A 25789-nucleotide genomic window follows, 5' to 3' on the forward strand; every position below is an offset into this window, starting at 1 on the left:
GAAACATGCTTCCTGGGCTGCGCAATAGTTACTTGACTCTACTGCGTTCAAACAGTAGATAAATGACAGGGATGATGATCAATGTCAATAGTGTACTGATCAATAATCCTCCGATGACCGTAATACCCATCGGCTGATTGATTTCACCGCCATCTCCTAATCCTAATGCTACAGGAATCAATCCGAGTATAGTCGTCAGCGCTGTCATCAATATCGGCCGTGTTCTTAAACGTACTGATTCTTTGACGGCAGAAACTGCATCCATGCCCTCTCGTCGCCGCTGATTGATGAAGTCAACAAGGACGATACCATTATTGACAACAATGCCGATCAGCACGAGCACACCGATGACAACTGAAATGCTGAATGGTGTCTTTGTCAGCCATAGGCTAAGTGAGATACCGATGATTGTGAGCGGTACTGTCATAAAGATGATCAATGGATATTTAAATGATTCAAACTGTGCGGCCATCACGAAGTAGACGAGAATCGCAGCAAGTATGAGTGCCATAATCATGTCATCCATTGAGTCATCAATCAATGCCTGGTCTCCTTCAGCTGTCATAGCAGTACCAGCATCAAGCGATAAGGCGTCAAATCGTTTGTCGACTGCTTCTTTGACATCTGTTGTTGATGTGCCTGACTTCAAGTTCAACGTATACTGAATGGCACTGTCCTTATCGATGGTTTCAATGGACACCGGCGCATCCTGCTCGATGACAGTCGATACTTGTTTCAACGTGACAGGTGTCTGACCTTGACGTCCAATGATCACGTCATCGAGATTTGTATTAATCGTTTTCTCAGGCAGCTGGATCACTACATCTTGAAGGTCTCCAGACTGATCCGGCATCGTAAATAATGTCTGACCCCGCATCATAGTACTGATATCAGCTGCTACTTCAGAGGCATTCAACCCTTTTGCTGCCAGTTGACTGCGGTTGAGCTTAATGACGCGTTCTGGTGTCGTTTCCTGCAGGTTGTTGTCAACGGTTGTCACACTGTCAATGGTCTCAAGCGACTGCGTCAATTTCTTTTCGTCTTCCAGCAGCTTCACACGTGAGCTGTTGGATAGATTGAATGTATAGGCATTGGCATCTGTTCCTGTGGAGTTCGAGTCATTCATACTGACTTCTGCCTGTTGTTTGTAGCCGGCTGCAATTTTCTTGAGCTCCGGCAGCAGTCGGTCACTCAGTTCACTAGTCGCGAGTTGGCGTTCGTCAAGCGGCTTCATCTTAATATAGATGGAGGCCAGATGTTCATCAACAGTCCCTCCTGCGAACCCACTGGATGTCCCTGCAACCGACAGTGAATAGTCTATCGCAGCTTCTTTGTTCAGCACTTCACTCATGTCGCTGACGACTTTCTCTGTCAGCTGCTTATCTGTGCCGTTCCCCATATCGACATTGACGGTCATAAATCCTTCGTCTGTCTGCGGCAGGAATATAGTACCGATACGCGTCAATCCGAATACACTGACACCGATCAATGCTAAGACAACAGCCAGTGTGATCAGTTTATGACGGATGGCTGAACTGAGTATCGTATGAATCCCTCTTTGGTAAAAGGGTTCTTTGTAAGTGATATGTGATGCTTTTAGAAAGCGTGCAGCAAGCATCGGCACAACGGTCAGAGCAACGATGAGTGAAGCGATTAAACTGAAGGCAATGGTCATCGAAAACTCTGTGAAAATTTCACCGATGATTCCTGTAATAAAGACAACCGGCAGGAATACTACAACTGTTGTCAATGTCGAGCCGGTAACGGCAAACGCTACTTCTCTTGCACCGTCAAGAGCAGCTGTTTTAGAGCTCTTGCCCATCACCAAATGCCGGTTAATATTCTCGATGACAACAATCGCATTGTCGACAAGCATCCCGACACCGAGCGCGAGACCGCCGAGCGTCAATATGTTCACAGTGAAATCAGCGAAGAACATCAGCACAAACGTAAAAATCACAGAGTAAGGAATAGCTACCGCAATGATCAATGGACTTCTTATGTTTCTCAGGAAGACGAACAGTACCGCCATCGCAAATACTGCACCGAGCATGAGTGACATGCCGATCGACTGGATGGAACGACTGATATAGTCGCCTTGACTGAATAACACTTCGGCCTGAAGCCCTTTGTATTCAGGCTGCTTCAACTTATCAGCCAATGTTTCTTCAAATGTATTCGCTACTTGAGTTGTGTTGGCATTAGACTTTTCCAGCACATTGACCAGTACAGCCTCCTTACCATTTGCCCGTGTCACACTGGCAGGCTCAGTCGTGACTTCTTTAACGGTAGCCACGTCATCCAGCGTCAACTGTCTATCTGCTATCTTGATGAGCGGCAGCTTGTTCAATGATTCTATCGTTGCTACATCAGATAGGACACGCGTCGCAATGACTTGATCGTCCTCTCGTACCGTCGTTCCGGCGAGGCTGATATCGCTGCTCGAGATGAGCTGTGACAGCTGCGAAAATGTCAAACCTGATGCTTTCAATGAATCGGGTTTGACTGTGATAGCAACCTGTTTCGTCATTGAACCGTTGGCATCAACAGAGGCAACTCCGTTAATACGTTTCAATTCATCCGTCAACTCTTCAACTCGGGCATTGAATTCAGTCGGCGAAACAGAGGAATCGGCATTGAGTCCGAGCTGAATGACCGGCAGCTGAGACGGATCAAATTTCAGGAATCGAGGTTTTGCTGCATCGTCAGGCAGGTCAACATTTGATAGACGCTGCAGCACATCGTTTTCAATATCGTCAACAGACGTCTCCCAGTCCAGCTCCATCAAAATGAGGCTGTTCCCTTCCTGCGACTGGGTGGAAATCGTTGTTAAGCCGGGCAGCGTAGATAATTCACGCTCAAGCGGTACAGCAATTTTCTGATTGACTTCTTCAGGGCCGGCGTTCGGATAGCTCGTGACGACGACTGCCACAGGTGGATTGATGTCTGGAATGAGCTTAAGCGGAATTCTTGTCAGTGAAATGATTCCGAGAATGATGACTAGGAGCATGGTAACGACTGTCAGCACAGGACGATTAATACTTAACTTGATCATAGCAGCAGCACCTTTTTTATTTTATCTTAACATGATATGACTACTCATAGGAGGTTCGTCCCCATCCTTACCCGTAAATATCATGGTCCCTTCATAAAATAGACAAAAAAACCATCACATACGTGATGGTTTTATAACGGAGTAGGAGAGATTTGAACTCTCGCGCCAGTTTCCCGACCTACACCCTTAGCAGGGGCGCCTCTTCAGCCACTTGAGTACTACTCCATGGCTCCACAGGTAGGACTCGAACCTACGACCGATCGGTTAACAGCCGATAGCTCTACCACTGAGCTACTGTGGATTAATTTTTAATGAACAAATATTATTATATCAACTATAGTCAATAATACAAGGCTTTAGGCAATTTTTTTTATGGAACATTTACACTCGTCGTTCCAGAAGTGCATACATGGCTAATACTTCATAGATATTTGTATATGCCTGCTGAAAATCTACTTCCTGCTGTGTCACTTTATTATTTTTGATGGCTTTAGTACGCAGACAGTATTCTAGTTTAACAGCATGAAGAAACTGCGTGTTGATAATATGATAACTCGCCGGCAGCGATAACACTGTCCCATCATCAAAGTAGATTTCAGTATCTTCATACTTGCCCCTGCGATAATACTGAATCATTCCGAGGTTGAACCAATGGGATTCCTTAATGCGGTCGCCGTGCGTCGGGAAGAAATAGGTCCCTGTCTCAGGTTTCAGTACAATCGGCGGCTTCTGGCAGATATCTGCAACAATTCTTGTCTTCTCTTTGCGGGCAGCATAAGTCGTATTGTAGAACAGACATGACTGTTCGATCAATGTCAATGGCCGCTGATTGATGATAAAAGGTGTTTTGTTATATTCTTTTATTTCGGAATATATATGTCCATCATAGATGACAGGTTTGAGATACATAGTAGTTTCACGAATAATATATCTTAAGCTAGACATACTGCCCTCCAAGTTCATATAATAGTATGTTAATTATAAAATATTCTGTTGCATTTGAGTTAACAAAAGTACTATTTTTACAATTTTTACACCGTTTTAAAATCTCGGTGTAAAATAACAACATTTTTATTATAAGTTTTCTGAAAATTCATTGTATTTTGGGTATAGTTATTTTATACTGATACAAATCATATTGAGGAGGGAATACCCATGAACCAATACCCACAAGTCAAACAAAATGGCCTTGAAACTTTTGTCAGCAATCTGAATAATCTATATATCGAACTGTTGATCGATGATGTTTTGAAAACACAGAAGAAAACAGAATATCAGCAGCTGATCGACGAGGCGTTAGTTAATCACGACGAAGCAGCCTTCATGACTTATACAGAGGCTTTGAAGCAGCTGGAGGATATGTCAGTTGAATAGCCATCCGTTCATTTATAAATAAAAAGATGTTAATCACTCCTCAATGGAAATGACTAACATCTTTTTTATTATGATAATAGACTTAGAAATTCTTCTTCTGTCACTCTGCCGAAGTAATGAGCAAAGTTAACTTTTTTCAGCTGATCGGCAACGGCCTGTTTCTGATGCGGTACGCCTACTAACAGCTCTTCGATCTCAGCGATTTCTCCGACTCCGAAGAAATCTCCAAAAATTCTGATCTCTTCAATGATGCCTTTTTTGACGTTCATTTTCAGTTCCACTAAACCACCTGGGAACTTCTGACGCACTTCGAAGTTGTACTGAGGATTTTTGCCGTAGTTCCAGTCGAATGTCTGATATTTCTCTCTGCTGAGCTGGTGGATAGCGTTCCAGTCGTCTTCTGTCAGCACATATTCTTCAACATGACCTTGGAAAATATGATCCAGTAGACGTGCTTTGAAGTCTTCGATCGTTATCGGCTCCTCAAGAAATTCTGAAATATTCGCGACACGGGAACGGATGGAACGTATCCCTTTTGTGATCAGTTTCTCTTCGTTGACGCTTAAACTACGGACTACTTCTTCAATATCACTGTCAAGCATCAGTGTTCCGTGTGAGAACATTCTATCTTTAGACTGGAACATCGCATTGCCTGAAATTTTGCGTTCTCCGACCTGCAGATCGTTACGACCAGATAATTCAGCTGCAACTCCCATTTCATTCAGTGCTTCTACAATCGGCATAGTAAAGCGTTTGAAGTTATGAAAGCTGTCTTCATCTGCCTGAGTCACGAAACTGAAGTTCAAGTTGCCGAGGTCATGGTACACAGCCCCACCACCTGAAATTCTACGAACGACATGAATATGATGTTCATCTACATAAGCCTGATTGACTTCAGCATATGTATTTTGATTTTTGCCGATGATGATGGAAGGCTCATTAATATAGAACAAAAAATATGAATCATCTGTCAAGTGAGTCAGTACATATTCTTCCATCGCCAAGTTAATCGCTGGATCTGTAATATTGTTATTACTGATAAATTTCATCATTATCCTCCTACACATCTGATGTGATTGATTCAATAATTTAATGGCAGCCTATTCTTGTTCATTATATCGCCATTATAGGATATGAATGAAAAGATACAAGAATGGACGCCTTGAACGTATCATTATTCAAGGCGTCAATCATTATCTCCTAAGCACAGCTGATAACTGATCAGCGGCGTCTTTAGCTTGTCTGACACAATCCGGCAGCCCGACCGCTTCGAATGAGGCGCCTGTCAAAATAAGTCCTGGATACTGCTCAGCCATATAGCGCTGCACAGCTTTAACCCGGTCGATATGCCCCACTTCGTATTGCGGCATACTCTGCATCAACCGTGTCACAATTGAAAATTCAGGTTCACCGTTGATATCCATCATTTGATCAAGATCATGCCGCGCAAGATTCACAAGTTCTTCATCGCTATGTTTTTTAACAACATCATCACCAGGTCTCCCCACATATGCACGGAGCAGCACTTTTCCAGCTGGTGCTGAATGTTCCCATTTCTTATTAGTCCATGTACAGGCTGTAATCACTGTATCTGAATTTCGGGCGATTACAAATCCTGTGCCGTTCTCTTCATTGTTGACTTGAGATTCATCAAATGCCATGACCACTGTTGCTACGCTGGTTGCCTGCATATGCTTGAAATAGCGGAGCGGTGCATCATCAAACCATCTGCTGAATACGGTATGAGGAACTGCCGTAATCACACCGTCATAGTACTGTTCTTCGCCGTTGACCGTGATGACATACTGCTGATTGCGCGATTCAATGGCTGTGACTGTGCTGTTATAGTGAATAACCACACCGTGTTCCGTCACAGACTCAGCAAGTTTGTCGATAAAACTCTGAAGGCCATTACGGAACTGCCGGAATTGTCCTTTCGGCTGAACAGTAGGTTTCGTCTTACTTTTTTGAGCGCGCATTCCTTTAATCAGACTGCCATGAGCTTCTTCCTGTTCCTTGAAATTCGGAAACGTCGTCTTCAAGCTCAATTTGTCGATATCAGCGCCATATATTCCGGAAAGCAGCGGCTCGATTAAATTTTCAAGCGCTTCGTTACCGACACGCTTCCTGAAAAATGCGCCGACTGAAATATCTGTCGTCATCGGTTTCGGCTTAATGAAATAATCCATCCCTGTCCGAAGTTTTCCGATAGGCGAGACGAGTTTTGTCTTGAGGAATGGCTTGATTTCTGTCGGTATCCCCATAACAGAACCACCGGGTATCGGATACAGCTGATTGCGCGCATAAATATAAGACTGTCCTGTTGTATTGGTCACCAGTTCATCTTTCATGCCGAGTGTTTCTGCAAGCTCAGTCATGATGGTCTTACGCGCTAAATAAGATTCCGGACCCAGTTCAATCGTATAACCGTCCTGCTGATACGTCTTGATTTTACCGCCTGCACGCTCAGACTGTTCAAGTATATCGATATGGACGTCACTCTGTTGCTTTAAATAATGTGCAGCGGACAAGCCTGTAATGCCTGCTCCAATAACTGCTACTTTTTTCATGACCGGTCACTTCATTTCTTGTGAATTTAACACAGATTTCACTTCGTCGGCCATTGCTTCAATGAACAATCGATGCGTATTCGGCATCGCAGGACGATGGTATACTGCACCGATTTCATGGCAGACATCTTTACATTCAACATCGTTATCGTACAGTACTTCAAGGTGCTCACAGACGAAACCGACCGGTGTATAGATGAAGTGCTTATAGCCGTGCTTGTTGTAGAGTTCACGTGTTAAATCCTGAACATCTGGTCCAAGCCACGGGTCAGGTGTGTTACCTTCAGACTGCCAGCCGATAGCAACATTTTTAATCTGTGATGCTTCGCTGATTAAGCGTGCTGTATCTGCCAATTGATCTGGATAAGGATCGCCTTTTTCCTTGATTTTCTCCGGAAGACTGTGCGCACTGACAATCAGCACCGTATCATCCAATTCATCTTCTGGAATAGATTTCAATGTATCATCTACTTGATTGCGCCAGAACGTAATAAATTTCTGCTGACGGTAGAAATCTTTGACGTGCGTCAATTTAATACCGTGTTTTTCCGCTTCTTCAGCTGCACGCTGGTTATAAGAGTTCACAGAGAAATCAGAGAAGTGCGGTGCGAGAACTATCGTCACAGCTTCTTCAATACCGTCTTCATGCATTTGTTTGACCGTATCTTCAATAAATGGTTGGATATGCTTTAAACCGATATACAGCACGTATTCTACGTCTTTATCCTTGTTCAGTTCGTCGCGCAATGCCTCGGCCTGACGTTCTGTTGTACCTGCGAGCGGCGAAATTCCTCCAATCGCCTTGTAGCGGTCTTTTAAATCCTGCAGTGCTTCCTCAGACGGTCGACGTCCACGTCTGATATGTGTGTAGTACGGTTCAATATCTTCTTCTTTGTACGGCGTACCATACGCCATAACCAGTAACCCTCTTTTTTTCATTACAATAACTCCTTAATTAGATTTATAATCTGCTGAATACGTATGAACAAATTCTGATACACGTCTTAACGTGTCGGGTTGAACTTCCGGGAATACCCCGTGACCTAAATTGAAAATGTAGCTGTCAGACCGCAGTCCTTGATCAAGAATGCGTGTAAGACGCTCTTCGATCACTGCCCACGGTGCGAGCAGAATTGCAGGATCCAAATTCCCCTGCAACGTTTTAGTGATGCCTTTTGCGCGTGCTTCTTCAATTTGTATACGCCAGTCAAGACCGACGACATCCACAGGAAGTGCATTCCATTCCTCGATTAAATGGCTGGCGCCGACACCGAATGTTGTCACCGGTACATTCTTCTCTTTAATACCTCTGAAAATACGCTGCATGTGCGGTGCGATAAATGTCCGGTAGTCCTCACGGTTCAACGCACCGACCCATGAATCAAATACTTGAATCATCTTACAGCCTGCATCGATTTGAGCATGCGTATAAGTGATACACATGTCGCTCAGCTTCTCCATCAACAGGTGCCAGCTCTCAGGCTGTTCATACATAAACGCCTTAGTCTTATTATAGTTCTTTGAAGGTCCGCCTTCTATCATATAGCTTGCTAATGTAAAAGGAGCACCAGTGAAACCGATCAATGGTACAGATAGCTGTTCAGTCGTCAGCAGTTTGATCGTATCAAGAATATATGGCACATCCTGCTCCGGGTTGATTTCACCGAGTTTCTGGACGTCACTGATGTGACGGATTGGATTGCCGATGACCGGTCCTATTCCTGATTTAATTTCTACATCCACACCAAGTGCACCAAGGGGTGACATAATATCTTTGTAAAGAATGGCAGCATCGGTATTATACTGGTCGACCGGTAATTTTGTGACATATGCACATAACTCAGGGTCATGTGTGATTTCAAACAATGAATGTGTTTTCTTGATTTCTCTGTATTCCGGCTGACTGCGTCCTGCCTGGCGCATGAACCAGACCGGCGTATGCGTTGTTTTTTCACCATACGCTGCTTTTAAAATTGTATCGTTGAACGGCTTCAAAGCTATTCCTCCTACTTTATAATGATTATTAATTATTTTAACACAACCAATATCATGCCGCCCCCGAATACGTATTTGTCATAAAACTGACATAATACAAAATTATCGGGTAAGATATGAGTAAAGGAGTGATCAAATGTTTACTTATTTAACACATGGCTCTGAATATTACATGCAGCGATTGATCGACAAACATAAAAATCGGTCAATACTGGAATTTGCTGGACCGGAAGACATCATATTATATGAAGAATCAACAGAGAAAACTGTATTCAGTACACCCGAATCCTTTGAAATCATCGACAGTGAAGGTGAAGTGACCGCTCACGCACCGCTTATACTTCGTTATTTCCAGGTCAGTGACGACCGCCGAAAAGTCGCTGAAAGTAAGCTGACAGAACAGAAGAACTTCAGTGACTATGCAGGCTTCACGGCCTACCGACTGCTCCGACCATTACGCAGTCAGTCATACTGTGTTGTACTACAGTTCAGTGATGAACAAACATTGGCTGATTTCAAGAACAGCTCAATCTACCGCGATACTTATGAAGACAGCGTAGTGAAAAACTATCAGCCGGCGGACTTCATTTCAAATATTCACTTTACAAAAACACTGCTTCCTATCAAAGAATGACAGGAAGCAGTGTTTTGCTGATTTGAAGGCTGTGTTCCGACTGATTTCACGGTTTTCTCTCAAACTTGGACTTCTAATCTTTCAGCAATGTCATTTTCTTCTGTAATTTATTCATTACTTGCTGGTTCGTCCACCACATGACAGCGAAAAATGCAATCACATAATAAAAATGCGCTGAATAAAACACGATATAGATCACAGCCATCAATACAGTGACAACAAGTGACAGCTGCCATAGAAACTTGCGGAACCCATCAATGACGAGTGTTTCCTTGACCGGCCACACTTGCGGCCATAATTGATAAGCCTGCTGCTTATAAAACTGTGATGACTGGAGCACAATGATGTAGACCACAAATACACCGATGATCGCTGCGATAACCGGCTGTCTTACAAGCCAGATAATGACACCGCCAATGACTACTAATCTGATGATGATCCAGAAAGCATCTTTACTGCGCACAAAATTCCGCTTGAATAAATACAAGAACATCCCTTGTTGATTGAAATTCTGACTTGCTTGTACCAATAGACCATCCAGAAAACGTCTGCGTCTGACATTATCTTTTAACCCTTTTACGTCTGTGAACATGTTGATGGTCTTGTACTGACGCTGCGTCAATCCACGCTCATAGTCAATGATCTTATCCCAGTTAAAGACATAGTTCCGTGAAATATGGTTAAGCAAATATGCCAGGCCAACACTAAAAGCAACTTCACCGACTGATGTAAAATAAACACCTTGCAATAAATTATATATTCCTGCCATAGCCATCAGAAACAGCAGTATATTGACAGCTGAATGACTGATGTCCAGTTTCATTGCGAACCATCTGACAAACAACCCGATCAAAATCATCATGACACCGAACACATACGCACCGCCTAAACCATAACTATCATCAGACGACGCCGCACGGTAGAGCGGGATAAAGACAGCAAACAATATCGTCCACCCGATGAGCCTTCTAACAAATGCTGCGATGATGGCTTTATTGACGTAGCTGTTCAGCTGCTTCTCATAGGCGAGCAGGAATACTTGATCAGCCTCTTTAAAATAAGTTCTAAGCGGAGTAACGATGCCGAGAGATAATACGAGCGCGATAATCAGATGGTAGTTGATGCCCTTCGGTAAATGTCTCAGTAATTCTCCGTACTGCAGTACGAGTGCTCCGACAGCTATAGATAAGAACAATATAAAGTGCCCATTAAAAATATATTTGCTGTAACGCATCACGTCTTCTCTATTGTCATTTGAGCGTTTGTCAAACAACGTTCGTGCATTAAACATGGACTTCACCTTGCGTCAACCGGATATAAATGTCGTCTAGCGACTGTCCCGGCATATCTAGTCGGTCCTGCAGCGCTCTCATATTCCCTTGAGCTACTAATCGTCCTTGATGCATAATTAAAAAATAATCACAGTACTTCTCAGCTGTCGCGAGAATATGGGTACTCATCAGTACGGTTCGTCCTGCCTCGCGTGCATCTACCATGAGTTCAAGCATCGATTGTATGCCGAGCGGATCAAGTCCTAGAAAAGGCTCATCTATAATATGCAGTTTCGGCTGACTTAAAAATGCACAGATGATCATCACTTTCTGCTTCATTCCTTTTGAGAAGTTCTGCGGGAATTGTTTTAATTTTTCCTCAAGACGGAATATTTTCAACAGCGGCATACTTCTATCCATCGCTGTCTCTTTTGACAAGCCGTATGCCATCGCTGTCATATCTATATGTTCTTCAAGGGTCAGTTCGTCATAGAGTACCGGCGACTCAGGTATATAAGTGATTTCTTGTCGGTAGTCATGAGGCGCATCGTTTAACGACAGCCCGTCAATCAATATTTCACCCTGCATCGGTCGAAGCAGTCCGAGCATATGTTTGATTGTCGTACTTTTCCCGGCCCCGTTCAAGCCGATTAATCCGACAATCTGTCCTTTTTGCAACGTAAAATTAATATCATGAATCACAGGCTGATTGCCATAACCCCCTGTTAATTGCTTTACTTCTACAGTCACTGCTGCACCTCCAGAATTTCTTTATATCATATTGTATCAAATAACCTGTCCATTCTCCTATCTAAATCAATTAAATGATATAATATCGTTAAATGATTGGAGGGACTCTTATGACAACATGTATTTTCTGCAAAATCATCAACGGTGACATCCCATCTTACAAAATTTATGAAGATGAGGATACAATGGCGTTTCTAGACATCTCACAAGTATCAAAAGGTCATGCGCTTGTCATTCCGAAACAACATAGTGATGACCTGCTCGGCACTGACCCGGACGTGCTGCAAAAAACCATTGCCACGGTACAAAAAGTTGCCCGGCAGATTGATGACACACTTAAGCCTGACGGAATCAATATTCTGCAAAACAACAGAAGTTTTGCTGATCAGAGCGTCTTTCATCTTCACTTCCATATTATGCCGCGCTACAACAATGAAACAGACGGCTTCAGTTATAACTGGCAGACACATGACGTAGCACAGGATGACATGACAGCACTCCTCCATACCATTAAGGATGCTTGATTGTTTCTGTTTCGGGGTATAACAAACAAAACTACTGGAGGAATTCACATGAAACTTAAAACAGTCCTACTGGGCTTCACATCAGGCGTAGCTACAGGTATTATTACCGGGATTATGAAATCCCCTCGTTCAGAACAGACCGGACAGAAATTTGTCACTGATTCGTATGACACGAAATCTTTGCTTCACCAGCTCAAAGTTGAGGCCATTGAAGTGAAAGACTATGTCATGAAAACAAAAAATGAAAGTCAGGAAACGATGAAAACGATGGGTGATGAAGTCAAAACAATGATCGCAACGTATAAAAGTGATATTGATCCGAACATCAATCACCTCAAATCCAACGTAGAAAATGTGAAAAACCGTGTGGATGAAGTGAAAGAAACGTTTTCGAAAAAATAATAGTATGCTAAAATAATAATCAATAAGAAATTAAAGCATGATGTTCGACATCATGCTTTTTCTTTATATTTAAGGAGGCAATATGATGAAAAGAGATCGTGAAACGATTGAAAAATTGTTATATACTCATAGAATTTCTCAGCTCAGCAAAGCATTGTGGAAGACGATTGAAAAAGACTGGCAGAACTGGATTAAACCTTACGACTTGAATATTAATGAACATCATATACTCATCATCATCAGAAATCTCGAAAAAGCTACGATATCCCAAGTCTCTCAGTATGGTGTCATGCATGTATCGACTGTCTTCAACTTCGCCAAAAACCTTGAGAAGCGCGGTTATTTGACCATGCCGAAAAGTGAATATGACAAGCGTAATACGTATCTTGAACTGACTCAGAAAGGAAAAGATGTGCTGTACGAAACCTATACAGCCTATAGTGGTATTGACAACAGAATTTATGATGCAGCCGAGGAATATAAAGATTCAATGTTCACCCTGCCCCATTTCAATGACATCACTTTTATGGTCGGCCAGATCTACGGCAAAGACTTCATTGAACAGCTTAATACCAGTCACGATGAGTTAATGAAAATTCTGCTTGACGAGAACGATAGTGATAATGCATAATGCATAAGATATGTCCACATTAACAACAACAAGGAGAATTTATCGTGTTATCATGCACTAAAAATTTTAATATTAAAACGACTTATGGCCTGCAGCGAATTATCTTTATTTCGTCCATCATCACTGGCATAGTCTTTCTTATATCGTTTGAACTGTTTAATACTTTTACGAATACATCGTTCAGCGACGCTAATTTCATCGCCTTTCTGCTAAGTCTTATCGTCCTATATCCAGTTCATAAGGTGCTGCACTTAGTTGCTTTTATGAATGATTTCAAATCGCTTGTCATTCAGAAAGTAACGAGAAAGTCATGGCCGCCACTGATCAATGTCAGAGTCAATCATCCAGTCAGCAAGCTTCATTTCACCGTAGCTCTGCTGCTGCCATTTGTCATCATCACCTGCTTAACTATCGCCGGTGCTATGGCAACGCCTGAATATGGCCATTATCTGCTGTTTCTCTGTTCTGTTAACATAGGGATTTCCTATATTGATTTTATTTACTTCAAATATATAGTCAAAACACCGCGCGGCACTTTCATTGAAGAGCGACGTCACGGCCTTGAGCTATTAATAAAATGTGAAGGTTAATTCTCATCTCATTTTAATCAATAGATGTTAGAGTAAATTGCAAATAAATATTTCAGTATGCTATATTGGGTGTACGGTTTTTAGAAAAGGAGAATTATAATGAATAAATTCAAAACAGCTGTACTGCCTGCTGTGTTATCAGTGTCAGTGCTCGGACTAGCAGCATGCGGTAACAATGAAGGTGAAACTTTAATTACATCTAAGGCAGGAGACGTGAGTTCAGCAAACGTCATCGACCAGATGGGTAAAGATGAAGTCGCTCAAACAGCATTTCAAATTCTTATTACTGATATCCTGAAAGATAAATACGGTGACAAAGTCGATGAAGACAAAGTGAAAAAAGATGTCGATGCTGAAGTAAAAAAATACGGCGGCGAAAAGCAGTTCGAATCTCTTCTTCAACAACAGCAGCCGGGAATGACCATTAAAAAATACAAAGAATCACGTATCAACGATGCTTATCAAACAGAGCTGATGAAAGACACAGTGAAAGTATCGGACGAAGAAGTGAAAAAGAATGCAAAAAAAGGATCACACATTCTGATCAAAATTAAATCAGAAACAGATCCATCAGGATTGTCAGCTTCAAAAGCGAAAGCAAAAGCTGAAAAAGTACTGAAACAAGTCAAAGAAAATCCTGATGATTTCGCGAAGATTGCGAAGAAAGAAACAGGCGATGCTGGTTCAAAATCTGACGGCGGCTCACTTGGATATGTCGTCAAAGGACAGACTGTAGAACCGTTCGAAAAAGCATTGTTCAAGCTTGATGAAGGTGAAATTTCTGACCTTGTGAAATCTGATTATGGGTACCATATCATCAAAGCCGACAAACAAGATGATTTCAACAAAAAGAAAGACGACTTGAAAACTCAAGTACGTCAGGCTAAAATCCAAAAAGATCCATCAGTCATGGTCGATGCCTACAAAAAACTGCTTAAAGATTACGATGTAGACTATAAAGATAAAGACATGAAAAAAGTGGTAGAAGAACAGATTTTAACCTCTAATGCACAGCAGTCATAACAAAAAGCACAGCCTTCCCGGCTGTGCTTTTTTTAATCCAATGATGACGGCTTGTAGAACTGTCTGTTTTCAAGCGCAAAGATCCGCTCTGTAAACTGTCCTTTGTCGACTTTTTTGAGATGCTTATCAAACATCTGCATCCGCGCATCAATATTATCGATGAAATGCAGAATTTCCGCTTCTTTGATCATCGGCAGCTTCGGTGAACCGTACTCATACTTACCGTGATGTGACAGTACTAAATGTCTCAGCAGAAGAATCTCTTCTCCTTCAATATGATGTTCTTTCGCAATTTCAGCGATTTCATCACTCATGATGGATATATGTCCAAGCAGATTCCCTTCAACCGTATAGCTTGTCGCAACCGGCCCTGACAGCTCTTTGACTTTGCCCATATCATGTACAATGATACCGGCATATAACAGACTGCGGTTCAATGATGGATAGATGTTGCACAGTGCTTCTGCCTGTTTCAGCATGGTCACAACGTGGTACATCAATCCAGATACAAAGTTATGATGATTGGAACTCGCTGCAGGATAGGTCATAAATTCCTGCTGATATTTCTTCAGCAGTAAACGCGTCACCCGCTGTAAGTTCGCATTGCTGATATCCATGACATAAGTCATCACCTGGTCTATCATTTCATCTGCAGCGACAGGAGCAGATTCAAGAAAGTTCTCGAGTTTCACACCGTCCTCTGGAGTGGCTACACGGAACTGATTGATCTTCATCTGAATTCTGCCGCGGTAATCGATGACGTCGCCTTTCGCGCGAATTAACTTCTCAGGAACAAGTATCTTAATATCTTCTTCAGAGACCGTCCACACTTTGGCTTCGATGTCACCACTTTTGTCTTTCAGATAGAGTGTCAAGTAAGGTTTTCCTTGTCCTGTCACACCCTGCACTGCCCGGTGAATCATAAAGAATGCATCGACTGATTCACCCGGCTTCAAATTTTCTATTGTTCTCATTATTTAGTCTCCTTGTCATGACGCTCAAGTACAAGCGTATTTTTACCTGGAATATGGGACGAACGGTTAGGCGTAAAGTAGAGAACTTGATTGTCATCATTTTTCATCAAATAATCTATGATGAAATCTTTTCGTTGTTTGTCGAAATGTACGAAAGCATCATCAATAATAATAGGCAGTGGATATAACTGATGTAAATGGTGGATTAAGCTGAAACGCATAGCGATGTATAGCAGTTCCTTTGTCGACTGCGACAGTTCCATCGGCTGGTACACCTGTCCATCTTTGTGTTTGACGACAAGACCTGCTTCGTACATCACTGCGATATATCTACCTTCTGTCAGTGTACTAAAAATCTGTGATGCTTCACTAATGATATGCGGTATTCTTTCTTCTTTGACCTGCTGACGGTGCGCTCTGATCAATGTTTCGATATAGTTAAGTGCGCCGTACTGTTCAGCAAGTCTGTTGACAATCTGTCTTTCAATTTCATATTGATAATTCAACTCAGAGAGCAGTGTATTATTCTCAAGTTCGTTCAGCTGCTGCTTTGTTTGATGCAGTTCAAACTGCTCCTGCTGAAGCGTATCGTTCAGCTGCTGGATTTGATTGGTGATATCCGCTGCTGCCTGCCTCAAATCTTCAGTAGAAGTATAGGCAAGCTCTGTATTCATCTCATAAGTGAAGTTCTCTTCTTCTAGCTTCTGACTGAGCTTCTGGTGCTTTTCTAAATTTTCTTTGTACTGCTTGTATTCCGTATGCTTTGAATAATAGGCTGCTTCATCATCAACAGCAGCTTCAGTGAATAACTGTGCAGTTTCCTTATTCATTTCTTCTGACGATGTTTGAACAGCGGCAAGTTCGCGTTCACTCAATGCCAGCTGTTCATTCAACCGGGCCTGCTGGGTCCGCTGCTTGTCTTCCGACTTAACGATAGCGCCTAATTCCTGAAAGGCTGTGACAAGATGTTCGCTGTCATTGATAGCACTGAACGCGCGCAGCTGTTCTTTGAAGGCTTCAATGACTGCTTGTTCAGTCTGATACTGCTCTTTCAGTTCGCTGATGGCTGCGGTCAATGGTTTCATCTTACCGATTGTCCGGAACGCATGGTGCAGCAGACTATCTTCAAATGTCACTGGAAGGTGCAGCTGCTCCTTCGTGCTATTCAATTCGTGCTGGATTGCATCAAAGTCCGCTTGTTTTTTATTGAGTCGGGCTTTCAGCTGTGCTGCTTTTCTCGCATGGGCCTGCAGTTCTCTGTTGAGAGCCGTCATCTGCTCTCTGTAAGCACGCTGCTGCTTTAAATCGAATGAATCATCAAGATTACGTGCCAATGTGGCTATCGACTGTTCAAGGCCGCTGAGTTCATCTTCCATTATCTGACCTTGACTATCATCTGATGGCTTATTCATTGCATACAGCACAATCATAGCAATCGGTATGACCAACAGTGCTGCTGCAGGTATTATCCATGCATTCAAGAACAGATAGACGGCCGCTGCTAATGCCGCTATCCCAAGAACACTGTACACTATGTTTAATTTTTTACGTCGCTGCTCTTCAATTTCAGCTGTTCTTTTTTGTTCAGCATTCAATTTGTTATATAATTCAGTTTTCTGTGCCAGTTCATCTTGCTGAGCGACTAACTGAATCCCGTCTTGATACTGCTTATCTGAGACGACATTCGGCAGCAGCGCAGTTCTTTCGTCTGCTGTAATCGTCTCTTCGAGCCTGGACTGTTCGAGTTCACGGTTCAACTGCTCGAGCTGCAGCGCCAGACGTTCTTTTTCTGCGACGTTGTAGACCAGCTGCTCCTTAAGTGCAGCTCCGAGCGTGACATCATGATAACTTGTCCAGCCGATATCTGACTGCAGAGCATGAAGTGCTGCCTGCTTGTCCAATATGTCGCGGTCTAGTGATTTTAATGTTCGTTCATGCTGTTTGATGACTGGTTCTTCTTTGAGTAATTTCTGCGCCAAATGATAATCGTCATCAGACATCAGTTCAATGTTTGCCATCTCTTTCGTCAGCTGATCCACTTTTTCCCGTCTGAGCATAATGTCACGGTCTGTGTTATAGCTCTGCCGCTTCAGTGATTCATAGCGTTCAATCCCATTATCAGGGAAGACAATCGGCTCAATGTTCAGTTGATGTTCCAGCTGCTTCCACTCTTTCATATCCGCATGGAACATCATTTCCTTCTGCTTACGCTGCTGAATCGCTGTCAACTGCTCAATATGTGTTTTCAGGAGATCGATTTTGCCCTTTAACTGATAAGCACGGCTCTCATGAATATCATATTGTTCAAGCTTTGCTTCTTCCTCTCTGATCTGAATCTCAAGACTAGTGAGCTCAAGCACATGATCATACAGCTTCCCTGATTCATGGTCGTCCGTTATCAGTTGTACTTTCTCATCTGACATCTTATCTTCCAGGCTTGAATACTCCGCAGAACCGAACACCCCTGCCTGAAGCAGATAATTCTGCAGTTTGTCTTCTGTCAACTGATGGACATGCTGCAGGCTCAGCACATCAAATGAAAATATTTGTCTATACGTCTCTTTTGTAATGAAGTTCAGCTTCTGTTTCAGCCAGCTTTCGTCTTTTGGCTGGTCGTTAAAGCGTACAGTCAGTTCTTCTTTGCTTTGGCGATGCACGCGTTCTATGAACAGTTCATCACCATCCATATCAATCAGCAGATGACCCCCATAAGTCGTTGAAAATCTCGGCAGCAGTTTAGGTTCATCCGCTGCAGGAAAGCCAAACAGAATGGAATGGATGAAGAGCTGCATCGTTGACTTGCCCGTTTCATTTTCCCCGTATATTTGAGTGAATGACCGGTTGAGTTGATACTTTCGCTGCTGAAGTCTGCCGTAGCCGTATATTTCTAATGATTTAATGTTCATGCGTCATCCCTCATTCGTGCCTTGATCATTCTTTCACCTATTTCAAGCAGTTCATTCTTATCGAATGCTGCGTAATCATCAAGAAAACGTGCCATCGTATCATCGTGGTAGATCGGACTCATTGCTTCATTGAACAGCGCATCATCCGCAAGCGACTCACGGTCAAATTCCTGATGCAGCGTCAGAACGTCATGCTCCTGCTTAACTATCAACTCATCAATCCAGATGAAGTTCTGCTCATGTGTTTCGTATTGCTGCAGTAAAGATAACAATTCATCGATTTGACCTGGATTAATCAATGATTCACTATGATTGATGAGCTCTATTTGATAGATGCATCTACCCTCTTTTCTACGGTCATTCTTAAAATCCGTTAAATCCTGATAAATGGCATTCTTGCCTGTATCACTTAATGTCAGCTGTGCGCGTTCAAAGCGAATATACTGGGTCGGCACGAAGACGACATCCATCGATACATGGTCACCCGTCACCAGCAGATAGCCTTTCTTCCCGAGTTCATCTATACTCGTCCCTTGAATGTTACCTGGATAGTGAATGTGAGGGAGTTCACTGATGAGACGCCTATCATGAATATGACCGAGCGCCCAGTAATGGTACATTTTTTCGTTGAGTTCTTCCTGACTGAACTCTGTCAGCGGGTCTTTCGTCTGCTGCTTGACAAAAGTACCGTGCAGCAGACCGATATGTATACTTGTATCCACTTGATTTGTCGGATACTGCTCAAGCTTGTTCTCATAACTTGTATGTTCTTTGTAGCTGAACCCGTGAATATAGACGATATTGCCTTCCTTAGTGATGAATTCATACGTTTCAACCTGCTCACCGAAGACAATGACATTTGCCGGCCACTTAATTCGGGAATATTTAATATCATCGGCTTCACCGCGGATGATATAGACAAATATATGAGCATCCTGCAGTCGTTCAAACTGTTCTCTCAGGAACACCATAGTGCGTAACGATTGATTGTTAACAGCAAACAAATCCCCTGCAATCAGGACAAAATCTACTTGATGATGAATGGCATCTGTAATCATTCTTCTGAAGCTCTCAAAGCTGGATCTGCGTATATCTTCCATAATGGCATCTGATACATAGTGGTTCAATTTGAACGGTGCATCGAGGTGCAGATCAGCACAGTGGATAAATTTAATCATGGCAATCCCTCACTTCTAGTATTCAGTTTATTTTACAACAAATATGAAGTCAGTTGTATGGATACAGGAAAAAAGATGGATTTTTCTCAACTTGATGTGAGCCGTCAGTTACAGCACGTTGTCTATCGTATTAGAATGACGAAGTTATAAAAAAAGAAACCACAATGGATTCATCATGATTTCCTGATATTGTAATTATTATGAGTTACTGCACTGGTGTAGTGCTGTACAGCAGTTCTAATTTTTTGAGTTTCTCAGCGGTGTAGTGTTCATAGGATTTATTATAGCTCTTTGGATCTTTCGGATTCAAATAGTTTTCGATCTTTCCGGTATCCGGATGAATCAGTTTGCTGGAAGCTCCGCATCCGATGCCGAGAATGGTCTGTACTTCTTCCATGATCAGAATGTTATACAGAGAGTACTCTTTATCTACCGCATAACCGATGTTCTCAAGATTGCCGAGAATGTTTTTCTGACGGTACAGATAATAAGGAAGATAACCGTTGTCTTTGGCATAGCGCTTTGTCATATCCATCATCGTCATAATTTCTTCACGCCCTGCGACTGGATATTTTGATTTATTACGTGTCATTTCGCTTGCGCGTTTGAAGCTTAATGTGTGGACAGTGATTGATTCCGGTCTCAGCTTGTCTACTTCATTCAATGAATGCAAAACATGCGTTCTGTCTTCATTAGGCAGTCCGATGATGAGATCCATATTGATATTGTTCATTTGATGTTCGCGCGCCAGCTTGAATTTTTCAATCGTCTCAGCCACTGAATGATGTCTGCCGATTGCTTTCAGCGTTTCATCGGTGAAGCTCTGTGGATTGATGCTGATACGGTCAATATTGAAGTCATTCAATACTTGCAGTGTTGCAGGGTCAATTGTATCCGGTCGACCTGCTTCAACGGTGACTTCTCGCACTGAAGACATATCAAATGACCGGTAGCATTCATCAAGCAGCAGCTTCAAGTCTTCTGGTGTAATAGATGTCGGTGTTCCTCCGCCAAAATAGATAGACGTAATTTTCACATCATGCTGTTTCAACCACTGACCTGTTTCTTTGATTTCGTGCAGCAGACCGACAAGAAATTCCGGGACATCATTTTTATGGACCAGTATACTGTAAGCCGGGAACGTGCAGTAGGCACACTTGGTCGGACAGAACGGTATACCGATGTACACGCTGACCTCACGCTTCAAGTCATACAAGTCAGGAATCGCTTCATTTTGAATCTGTACGATGTCACGCATTAAATCCAGCTTCTCACGGCTGATCAAATAGTCCTGTGATAACTTGTCACAGATCGCTTCATGATTAAAGCCTTCCCGGTACAGCCGGTGGTAGAGCTTCGTCGGACGAATCCCCGTCAAAGTACCCCAGCTTTGTGTGATGCCTGTATGTTCAGTCAACATGGTAACGAGCGTCTTCGCCATCGCCTGCTTCACTGATTTCTTGTCAGTTTCGCGGCGTAGAGCTTCTGCCTGATAGCTTTGCCCTTCGATAGTCAGCAGCGCTTTGACATGTGTCGACTCTTCTCTTGTAATATCGAAGGTCAATTCGTTATCACCCGTACCGATAAGAACAAATGCATCTTCAAAATAAAGATTGAAGATGTTTTTAATGAAGAGCAGCTGCGGTTCAAGTTCAGGATGATTTACGTATATTTTCATAGACATACCTCTTATGATAAAATCATTCATTTCTTAGTTATAAAATGAAACACGGCAACTCCCGGATGGTATCAGAACGAGTTCATACTCGTCCATACATGCGGAAAGCGTCCGTGTTTCAACCGGCTTATTGTTCTGTTGACGCGTCGTTCACACCGTACAAGTCTTGTAACGGCTTCATGATAATACGGTTTAAATCTTCGATAATCTGGCTCATGCGTTGTTCTGCCTGCATTAACTGGGCGATGTTGTTATCCTGTTCAATTTTTGCGGCAACATTGTTGGCACTTGCGATGTCTTCTTCAGTGATTTCCTGACCGTTCATTTGTTTTTCCTGCAATGTCAGCTGAATGTTTCTGAATTCATCAAACAGCTGTTTTGATTCCGAATGATGATTGATTGCCTCGAAGTGTGTTTTCACTGCATTGTATTCGTCACTTTGACGTAATGCACTTTCCAGGCGATTTGCTTCGTCATAAATATTAACTGTCATGTTGAATAGCTCCTTTAATTAATGTCTGTAAATAATGTACCATAATTCATGGCATTAACCAATTGATAGCAGTAACATAAAAAAAGCAAACGATAGTCGTCTGCTTAAGCGTTGATCAATTGATCAGAGACTCTTCTGTTGAAGAAAGTGTCCGCTTCACGTTCTTTATTTGAGCCGAACAATGGTTGGTTGGCTGCATCAATGACACGGTAAAGGTTTGAAATTTTATTGTACTGAAGCGTGTAACCTGCTTCCTGCTGTTTTGTCTCCCACCATAATTCATCAAGGTTTTCATTTTTAGGATAGGCACAAGCACCGCGTGAAATTACTTGAATGACTTCTAATGGATCGCCTCCAAGTGTTGTCTGCAGCACTTCTGAATCTCTGAACAATGCACATAGTGACACACATGTCGTCCAGTTTGGTAATACCCGTTCTTTTTCAATCTGTACTAACGTCTTCTTAGACAGACCAATTGTTTGAGCCATTGTATCTTGAGTATAGCCCGCCTCGATACGGACCATCTTGAATTTAGTCTGTAATAAATCTGTGAAATTCTGTTTATCCATTATATACGACCTTTCATCTATTATATTTACGCTCAAATATATGTAATGAGCATTAAATTGAAATAATACACATCTCTTTTAAGACACATTTACCATCTTAATATAATTTACAACAAATTAAAAGAGGGAAAACTCGAAGTTTCCCCTCTGACGCAAATTTGTTGATTATTGAACCGCTGAACGATTGATTTTTCTTTTTTCGCGTTCTGAAATAATGACTGCGCATGCAGCATCTCCTGTTATATTGACAGCGGTCCGTGACATGTCGAGCAACCTATCGATGCCCAATATGATTCCAATGGCCGCAGGATTGAGTCCGACTGCTGTCAATACCATTGCCAGCATGACAAGGCCGACACCAGGAACCCCTGCTGTACCGATTGACGCAACAACCGCAATTACAACTACTGTTGCCATCTGCATAAATGTGAGATCAACACCCGAAATCTGGGCGATGAAGATAGTCGCTACCCCCTGCATAATTGCCGTGCCGTCCATATTGATGGTTGCACCGAGCGGCTGAACAAATGAAGAGATTTCTTTACGGACTCCTAAGTTCTCTTGAGCACACTCCAGTGAAATAGGTAGTGTCGCATTAGAACTAGATGAACTGAAACCGACCGTCATCGCAGGGGCAAAACCTTTAAAGAACCAGATTGGATTTTTTCCTGCGAGAAATTTCACTGCACCGCCGTAGACTACGATCATATGAATGAGCAGTGCCAGCAGCACGACGAAGAAGTACATGAAGAGCTGCTTAATCGCTCCGAAACCTGCATTAGTGAACGCTGTTGCTACAAGACCGAACGTCCCGAACGGCGCAAAGTATTTCATGATCATCATTACGATATACATCAATATTTCATTGACCTGCTCGAAGAACGTTTTGACGACTGTCACTTTGTCACCGAGCGCGATCATTCCTATACCAATGAATAGCGCGAACGTAATAACCTGCAGGACATTGGTCGTTGCCATCGCTTCGATAGGATTTTTAGGGAACAGATTGATAAGTGTCTGATCAAACGTCTGTTCAGTTGACATGCCCTGCGCTTTGGCTTCATCAGCCTTTGCTTTTTGCTGCTGTTCATACTTCGCAACATCGTCGCTTTGCAGCAGCTCCGTTTTGCCGTCACCTGGTTTGAAGATCAGTGAAAGTGACATAGCGATAATGATAGCCAGTGCCGTAGTGGTCAAGAAGAATAACAGTGTTTTGATGCCGATACTCCCAAGCAGTTTTGGATCACCGACGCCAACGACTCCGAGAACGATGGATACAAAGACAATCGGCACGACAAGCATAAAAATCAGGTTGAGAAAAATCTGCCCTAGAACATTGAAGACATATTGATTGATGCCTTTCACCCATTCTGCCTCAGCAAATAAGTTAAAAATGGATCCGATAGCAATACCTAAAATCAATGCAATTATAATTCGAACTGTCATATTATTTTTTATTTTCATTGCGTCACCTCTATCTAATTTTTGTAACAGTTTAGAATAATTATAAATGAAATATTCATATTATACAATCGCACTTATAAAAACAGATAACGCTTACCCCATTTTCGTCACTGGATATTTCACAGCAAATCATTCATAATAAGACGGTACTCTAAGAAAAGGACGCGATATTATTGCATATCAAGGATAAGCTGGAACAGGCTAAAAAAGGCGCGAGACTGAGCATCATCATGTATATCGTCCTCACTTTGTCAAAGCTGTTCTTCGGCTGGCTGAATGGTTCTCAAGCATTAGTGGCAGATGGACTTAACAATGCGACAGATGTGATTTCTTCCATTGCGCTGCTCATCGGATTATCCATCTCGATGAAGCCTGCAGATTCGAATCATAACTACGGTCATTACCGTTCAGAATTCATCGCCTCACTCACTGCCTCGTTCATTATGTTTGCAGTATCGGTGCAGGTCATCATTCATGGGGCTACTAATTTCTTGAGAGGCGAATACTCAACCCCGACTATTGAAGCAGCAATTGTTGCCATCTTATCTGCATTTGTCATGCTCTGTGTGTACTTCTATAACCGCAACTTAGCTAACAAAGTAGAGTCAAGCGCATTAAGAGCAGCAGCTTATGATAACTTATCCGATGCACTCGTCAGTGTCGGTACATTTATCGGTATCATGGGTGTCTATGTCGGACTGCCTATGCTTGATACTATCGCCGCAATTGTTGTCGGTTTCATCATTATGAAGACCGCCGTAGATATTTTCAGAGAAACTGCCATTACATTGACAGACGGCTTTGAAGTAAGCACGTTAGTTAAGATGAAATCGCTCATCTCCAATATTCATGGCGTCATTCAAGTCGTGGATATTAAAGGCAGAAATCACGGGGTCATCTCATTTGTTGATGTGACGGTCACTGTGCTGCCGACGTTATCCGTCAGCGAAAGCCATGATATTGCAGAACAGATCGAACTTCAGATGAAACAAGAGTTTGGTTCTGTTGAAACCATCGTTCACATTGAACCAGAAGAATAATACAAAGAGGCCGACTCATTTAATGAGCCGGCCTCTTCTACTTCTTCACTAAGTTATAAGTCATCGCATAAATAGCGGCTTGTGTCCGATCATTGACTTCAAGTTTTGAGAAGATATGGCTGACATGTGTTTTGACCGTTTTTTCTGATACGAATAAAATAGCAGCAATTTCTTTGTTGGTCAGCCCTTTGACCATCTGTTCCAATACTTCCAGTTCACGCTTCGACAGCTTCTTCTGAAGATGCGGCAGCTGCTCAGCATTTTTCACGGCGTTCATGACAGATGGATGGAATACTTTGTCACCTGCTACTATACGCTTGATGGTTTCTATCAGTTTTCCAGGTTCTGCATCTTTTACTTCATAACCATCTGCACCTGCTTCCATCACTCCAAGTACGTGCTCTTCATCTACATAGCTTGATAATATGAGAATCTTTAGGTCCGGGTAGCGTTCCTTGAGTTTCTTGGTCGTCTGTATACCATCCATGTTCGGCATGACCAAATCCATCAGTATACAGTCCGGCAGCTCATTCGACGCTAAATAGTCAATCACTTCTATACCGTCACCGAATTCGCCGATGATTGTATAATCCGTCATTGAACTAATCAGAAATTTCAGCCCTTGTCTGACAATATGATGGTCATCCACCAATATAATAGAAGTCATT

At 42.5% G+C, this 25789-nt stretch carries 24 protein-coding genes and 2 tRNA genes; 8 read left to right on the forward strand and 18 right to left on the reverse strand.

From position 1 onward, the window contains the following. Positions 1–28 precede the first annotated feature (28 nt). From AC3IPL_RS07935 to AC3IPL_RS07950, 4 genes are all read right to left on the reverse strand, one after another. Complete coding sequence (locus AC3IPL_RS07935; RefSeq protein WP_489240450.1) at positions 29–3055, reverse strand: efflux RND transporter permease subunit; 3027 nt, start codon at positions 3053–3055, stop codon at positions 29–31. A 137-nt stretch (positions 3056–3192) separates the two neighbouring features. Beyond that, a tRNA-Ser gene (locus tag AC3IPL_RS07940) sits at positions 3193–3280 on the reverse strand. Between the two features lies 1 nt (position 3281). After that, a tRNA-Asn gene (locus AC3IPL_RS07945) sits at positions 3282–3356 on the reverse strand. 80 nt (positions 3357–3436) lie between these two features. Then, complete coding sequence (locus tag AC3IPL_RS07950) at positions 3437–4000, reverse strand: competence protein ComK (RefSeq protein WP_489240452.1); 564 nt, start codon at positions 3998–4000, stop codon at positions 3437–3439. 210 nt (positions 4001–4210) lie between these two features. Here AC3IPL_RS07950 and AC3IPL_RS07955 point away from each other — a divergent pair, with 210 nt between their 5' ends. Further along, positions 4211–4429: an IDEAL domain-containing protein gene (locus tag AC3IPL_RS07955; protein WP_489240454.1), complete on the forward strand. Its 219-nt coding sequence runs from the start codon at positions 4211–4213 to the stop codon at positions 4427–4429. A 68-nt stretch (positions 4430–4497) separates the two neighbouring features. Here the strand turns inward: AC3IPL_RS07955 and lplA are convergent, their stop codons facing one another. The 4 genes from lplA to hemE form a co-directional block, all read right to left on the reverse strand. Further along, positions 4498–5478, reverse strand: a complete 981-nt coding sequence (lplA, locus tag AC3IPL_RS07960; protein ID WP_489242317.1) for a lipoate--protein ligase — start codon at positions 5476–5478, stop codon at positions 4498–4500. Positions 5479–5622: 144 nt separating this feature from the next. Then, complete coding sequence (gene hemY, locus AC3IPL_RS07965; protein ID WP_489240456.1) at positions 5623–6999, reverse strand: protoporphyrinogen oxidase; 1377 nt, start codon at positions 6997–6999, stop codon at positions 5623–5625. A gap of 6 nt (positions 7000–7005) precedes the next feature. Then, positions 7006–7938 carry a ferrochelatase gene (gene hemH, locus AC3IPL_RS07970; RefSeq protein ID WP_489240458.1) on the reverse strand — a complete coding sequence of 311 codons (933 nt, stop codon included), beginning with the start codon at positions 7936–7938 and terminating at the stop codon, positions 7006–7008. A 12-nt stretch (positions 7939–7950) separates the two neighbouring features. Next, complete coding sequence (gene hemE / locus AC3IPL_RS07975) at positions 7951–8994, reverse strand: uroporphyrinogen decarboxylase (protein WP_489240459.1); 1044 nt, start codon at positions 8992–8994, stop codon at positions 7951–7953. Positions 8995–9130: 136 nt separating this feature from the next. Between hemE and AC3IPL_RS07980 the strand changes: the two genes are divergently transcribed. After that, positions 9131–9628, forward strand: coding sequence for a hypothetical protein (locus AC3IPL_RS07980; protein ID WP_489240461.1), 498 nt, complete (start codon positions 9131–9133; stop codon positions 9626–9628). Positions 9629–9701: 73 nt separating this feature from the next. Here AC3IPL_RS07980 and AC3IPL_RS07985 read toward each other — a convergent pair whose 3' ends face one another. Both AC3IPL_RS07985 and AC3IPL_RS07990 read right to left on the reverse strand, forming a co-directional pair. Beyond that, a complete protein-coding gene (locus AC3IPL_RS07985) occupies positions 9702–10919 on the reverse strand; it encodes an ABC transporter permease (RefSeq protein WP_489240463.1) in 1218 nt (405 codons plus the stop codon). Then, positions 10912–11649: an ABC transporter ATP-binding protein gene (locus tag AC3IPL_RS07990; RefSeq protein ID WP_489240464.1), complete on the reverse strand. Its 738-nt coding sequence runs from the start codon at positions 11647–11649 to the stop codon at positions 10912–10914. Before AC3IPL_RS07990 ends, AC3IPL_RS07985 begins: the two co-directional genes overlap by 8 nt. A 110-nt stretch (positions 11650–11759) precedes the next feature. On the opposite strand from AC3IPL_RS07990, the gene AC3IPL_RS07995 reads away from it, so the two are divergent. From AC3IPL_RS07995 to AC3IPL_RS08015, 5 genes are all read left to right on the forward strand, one after another. Beyond that, entirely contained in the window at positions 11760–12173 is a 414-nt protein-coding gene (locus tag AC3IPL_RS07995; RefSeq protein WP_489240466.1) for an HIT family protein, read from the forward strand. 48 nt (positions 12174–12221) lie between these two features. Beyond that, positions 12222–12575, forward strand: a complete 354-nt coding sequence (locus AC3IPL_RS08000; protein ID WP_489240467.1) for a YtxH domain-containing protein — start codon at positions 12222–12224, stop codon at positions 12573–12575. 82 nt (positions 12576–12657) lie between these two features. Next, positions 12658–13206: an HTH-type transcriptional regulator Hpr gene (locus tag AC3IPL_RS08005; RefSeq protein WP_489240469.1), complete on the forward strand. Its 549-nt coding sequence runs from the start codon at positions 12658–12660 to the stop codon at positions 13204–13206. Between the two features lie 44 nt (positions 13207–13250). Further along, on the forward strand, positions 13251–13796 hold the full coding sequence (locus AC3IPL_RS08010) for a DUF3267 domain-containing protein (protein ID WP_489240471.1): 546 nt from the start codon (positions 13251–13253) through the stop codon (positions 13794–13796). Between the two features lie 99 nt (positions 13797–13895). Continuing rightward, the gene (locus AC3IPL_RS08015) at positions 13896–14819 is read left to right on the forward strand and encodes a foldase protein PrsA (protein ID WP_489240472.1); all 924 of its coding nucleotides are present in this window, start codon (positions 13896–13898) and stop codon (positions 14817–14819) included. 32 nt (positions 14820–14851) lie between these two features. On the opposite strand, the gene yhaM is transcribed toward AC3IPL_RS08015, so the two are convergent. From yhaM to AC3IPL_RS08050, 7 genes are all read right to left on the reverse strand, one after another. After that, positions 14852–15793, reverse strand: coding sequence for a 3'-5' exoribonuclease YhaM (yhaM, locus tag AC3IPL_RS08020; RefSeq protein WP_489240475.1), 942 nt, complete (start codon positions 15791–15793; stop codon positions 14852–14854). Then, the gene (locus AC3IPL_RS08025) at positions 15793–18699 is read right to left on the reverse strand and encodes an AAA family ATPase (protein ID WP_489240477.1); all 2907 of its coding nucleotides are present in this window, start codon (positions 18697–18699) and stop codon (positions 15793–15795) included. Before AC3IPL_RS08025 ends, yhaM begins: the two co-directional genes overlap by 1 nt. Continuing rightward, the gene (locus AC3IPL_RS08030) at positions 18696–19877 is read right to left on the reverse strand and encodes a metallophosphoesterase family protein (RefSeq protein ID WP_489240479.1); all 1182 of its coding nucleotides are present in this window, start codon (positions 19875–19877) and stop codon (positions 18696–18698) included. The genes AC3IPL_RS08025 and AC3IPL_RS08030 overlap by 4 nt, the downstream gene beginning before the upstream one ends. A gap of 205 nt (positions 19878–20082) precedes the next feature. After that, positions 20083–21555, reverse strand: coding sequence for a coproporphyrinogen III oxidase (locus tag AC3IPL_RS08035; protein ID WP_489240481.1), 1473 nt, complete (start codon positions 21553–21555; stop codon positions 20083–20085). 127 nt (positions 21556–21682) lie between these two features. After that, complete coding sequence (locus AC3IPL_RS08040) at positions 21683–22048, reverse strand: YlbF/YmcA family competence regulator (RefSeq protein WP_489240483.1); 366 nt, start codon at positions 22046–22048, stop codon at positions 21683–21685. 104 nt (positions 22049–22152) lie between these two features. After that, a complete protein-coding gene (xdrA, locus tag AC3IPL_RS08045) occupies positions 22153–22617 on the reverse strand; it encodes an XRE family transcriptional regulator XdrA (RefSeq protein WP_489240485.1) in 465 nt (154 codons plus the stop codon). A gap of 165 nt (positions 22618–22782) precedes the next feature. Continuing rightward, positions 22783–24081, reverse strand: coding sequence for a dicarboxylate/amino acid:cation symporter (locus tag AC3IPL_RS08050; protein ID WP_489240486.1), 1299 nt, complete (start codon positions 24079–24081; stop codon positions 22783–22785). A gap of 173 nt (positions 24082–24254) precedes the next feature. On the opposite strand from AC3IPL_RS08050, the gene AC3IPL_RS08055 reads away from it, so the two are divergent. After that, on the forward strand, positions 24255–25121 hold the full coding sequence (locus AC3IPL_RS08055) for a cation diffusion facilitator family transporter (protein WP_489240488.1): 867 nt from the start codon (positions 24255–24257) through the stop codon (positions 25119–25121). Positions 25122–25158: 37 nt separating this feature from the next. Here the strand turns inward: AC3IPL_RS08055 and AC3IPL_RS08060 are convergent, their stop codons facing one another. Beyond that, positions 25159–25788, reverse strand: coding sequence for a response regulator (locus AC3IPL_RS08060; RefSeq protein WP_489240490.1), 630 nt, complete (start codon positions 25786–25788; stop codon positions 25159–25161). Position 25789 lies beyond the last annotated feature (1 nt).

The organism is Macrococcus sp. GL_134 (genome assembly GCF_057834705.1).

Coding starts and splice junctions, on each gene's coding strand:
- AC3IPL_RS07995 (WP_489240466.1), top strand. CDS start 11,760: ATGACAACATGTATTTTCTGCAAAATCATCAACGGTGACATCCCATCT.
- AC3IPL_RS08005 (WP_489240469.1), top strand. CDS start 12,658: ATGATGAAAAGAGATCGTGAAACGATTGAAAAATTGTTATATACTCAT.
- hemY (WP_489240456.1), bottom strand. CDS start 6,999: ATGAAAAAAGTAGCAGTTATTGGAGCAGGCATTACAGGCTTGTCCGCT.
- xdrA (WP_489240485.1), bottom strand. CDS start 22,617: ATGGATAAACAGAATTTCACAGATTTATTACAGACTAAATTCAAGATG.
- AC3IPL_RS08040 (WP_489240483.1), bottom strand. CDS start 22,048: ATGACAGTTAATATTTATGACGAAGCAAATCGCCTGGAAAGTGCATTA.
- AC3IPL_RS07985 (WP_489240463.1), bottom strand. CDS start 10,919: ATGTTTAATGCACGAACGTTGTTTGACAAACGCTCAAATGACAATAGA.
- AC3IPL_RS08015 (WP_489240472.1), top strand. CDS start 13,896: ATGAATAAATTCAAAACAGCTGTACTGCCTGCTGTGTTATCAGTGTCA.
- AC3IPL_RS07980 (WP_489240461.1), top strand. CDS start 9,131: ATGTTTACTTATTTAACACATGGCTCTGAATATTACATGCAGCGATTG.
- hemH (WP_489240458.1), bottom strand. CDS start 7,938: ATGAAAAAAAGAGGGTTACTGGTTATGGCGTATGGTACGCCGTACAAA.
- AC3IPL_RS08000 (WP_489240467.1), top strand. CDS start 12,222: ATGAAACTTAAAACAGTCCTACTGGGCTTCACATCAGGCGTAGCTACA.
- yhaM (WP_489240475.1), bottom strand. CDS start 15,793: ATGAGAACAATAGAAAATTTGAAGCCGGGTGAATCAGTCGATGCATTC.
- AC3IPL_RS08030 (WP_489240479.1), bottom strand. CDS start 19,877: ATGATTAAATTTATCCACTGTGCTGATCTGCACCTCGATGCACCGTTC.
- AC3IPL_RS07955 (WP_489240454.1), top strand. CDS start 4,211: ATGAACCAATACCCACAAGTCAAACAAAATGGCCTTGAAACTTTTGTC.
- lplA (WP_489242317.1), bottom strand. CDS start 5,478: ATGAAATTTATCAGTAATAACAATATTACAGATCCAGCGATTAACTTG.
- AC3IPL_RS08025 (WP_489240477.1), bottom strand. CDS start 18,699: ATGAACATTAAATCATTAGAAATATACGGCTACGGCAGACTTCAGCAG.
- AC3IPL_RS07950 (WP_489240452.1), bottom strand. CDS start 4,000: ATGTCTAGCTTAAGATATATTATTCGTGAAACTACTATGTATCTCAAA.
- AC3IPL_RS08035 (WP_489240481.1), bottom strand. CDS start 21,555: ATGAAAATATACGTAAATCATCCTGAACTTGAACCGCAGCTGCTCTTC.
- AC3IPL_RS08060 (WP_489240490.1), bottom strand. CDS start 25,788: ATGACTTCTATTATATTGGTGGATGACCATCATATTGTCAGACAAGGG.
- AC3IPL_RS08050 (WP_489240486.1), bottom strand. CDS start 24,081: ATGAAAATAAAAAATAATATGACAGTTCGAATTATAATTGCATTGATT.
- AC3IPL_RS07935 (WP_489240450.1), bottom strand. CDS start 3,055: ATGATCAAGTTAAGTATTAATCGTCCTGTGCTGACAGTCGTTACCATG.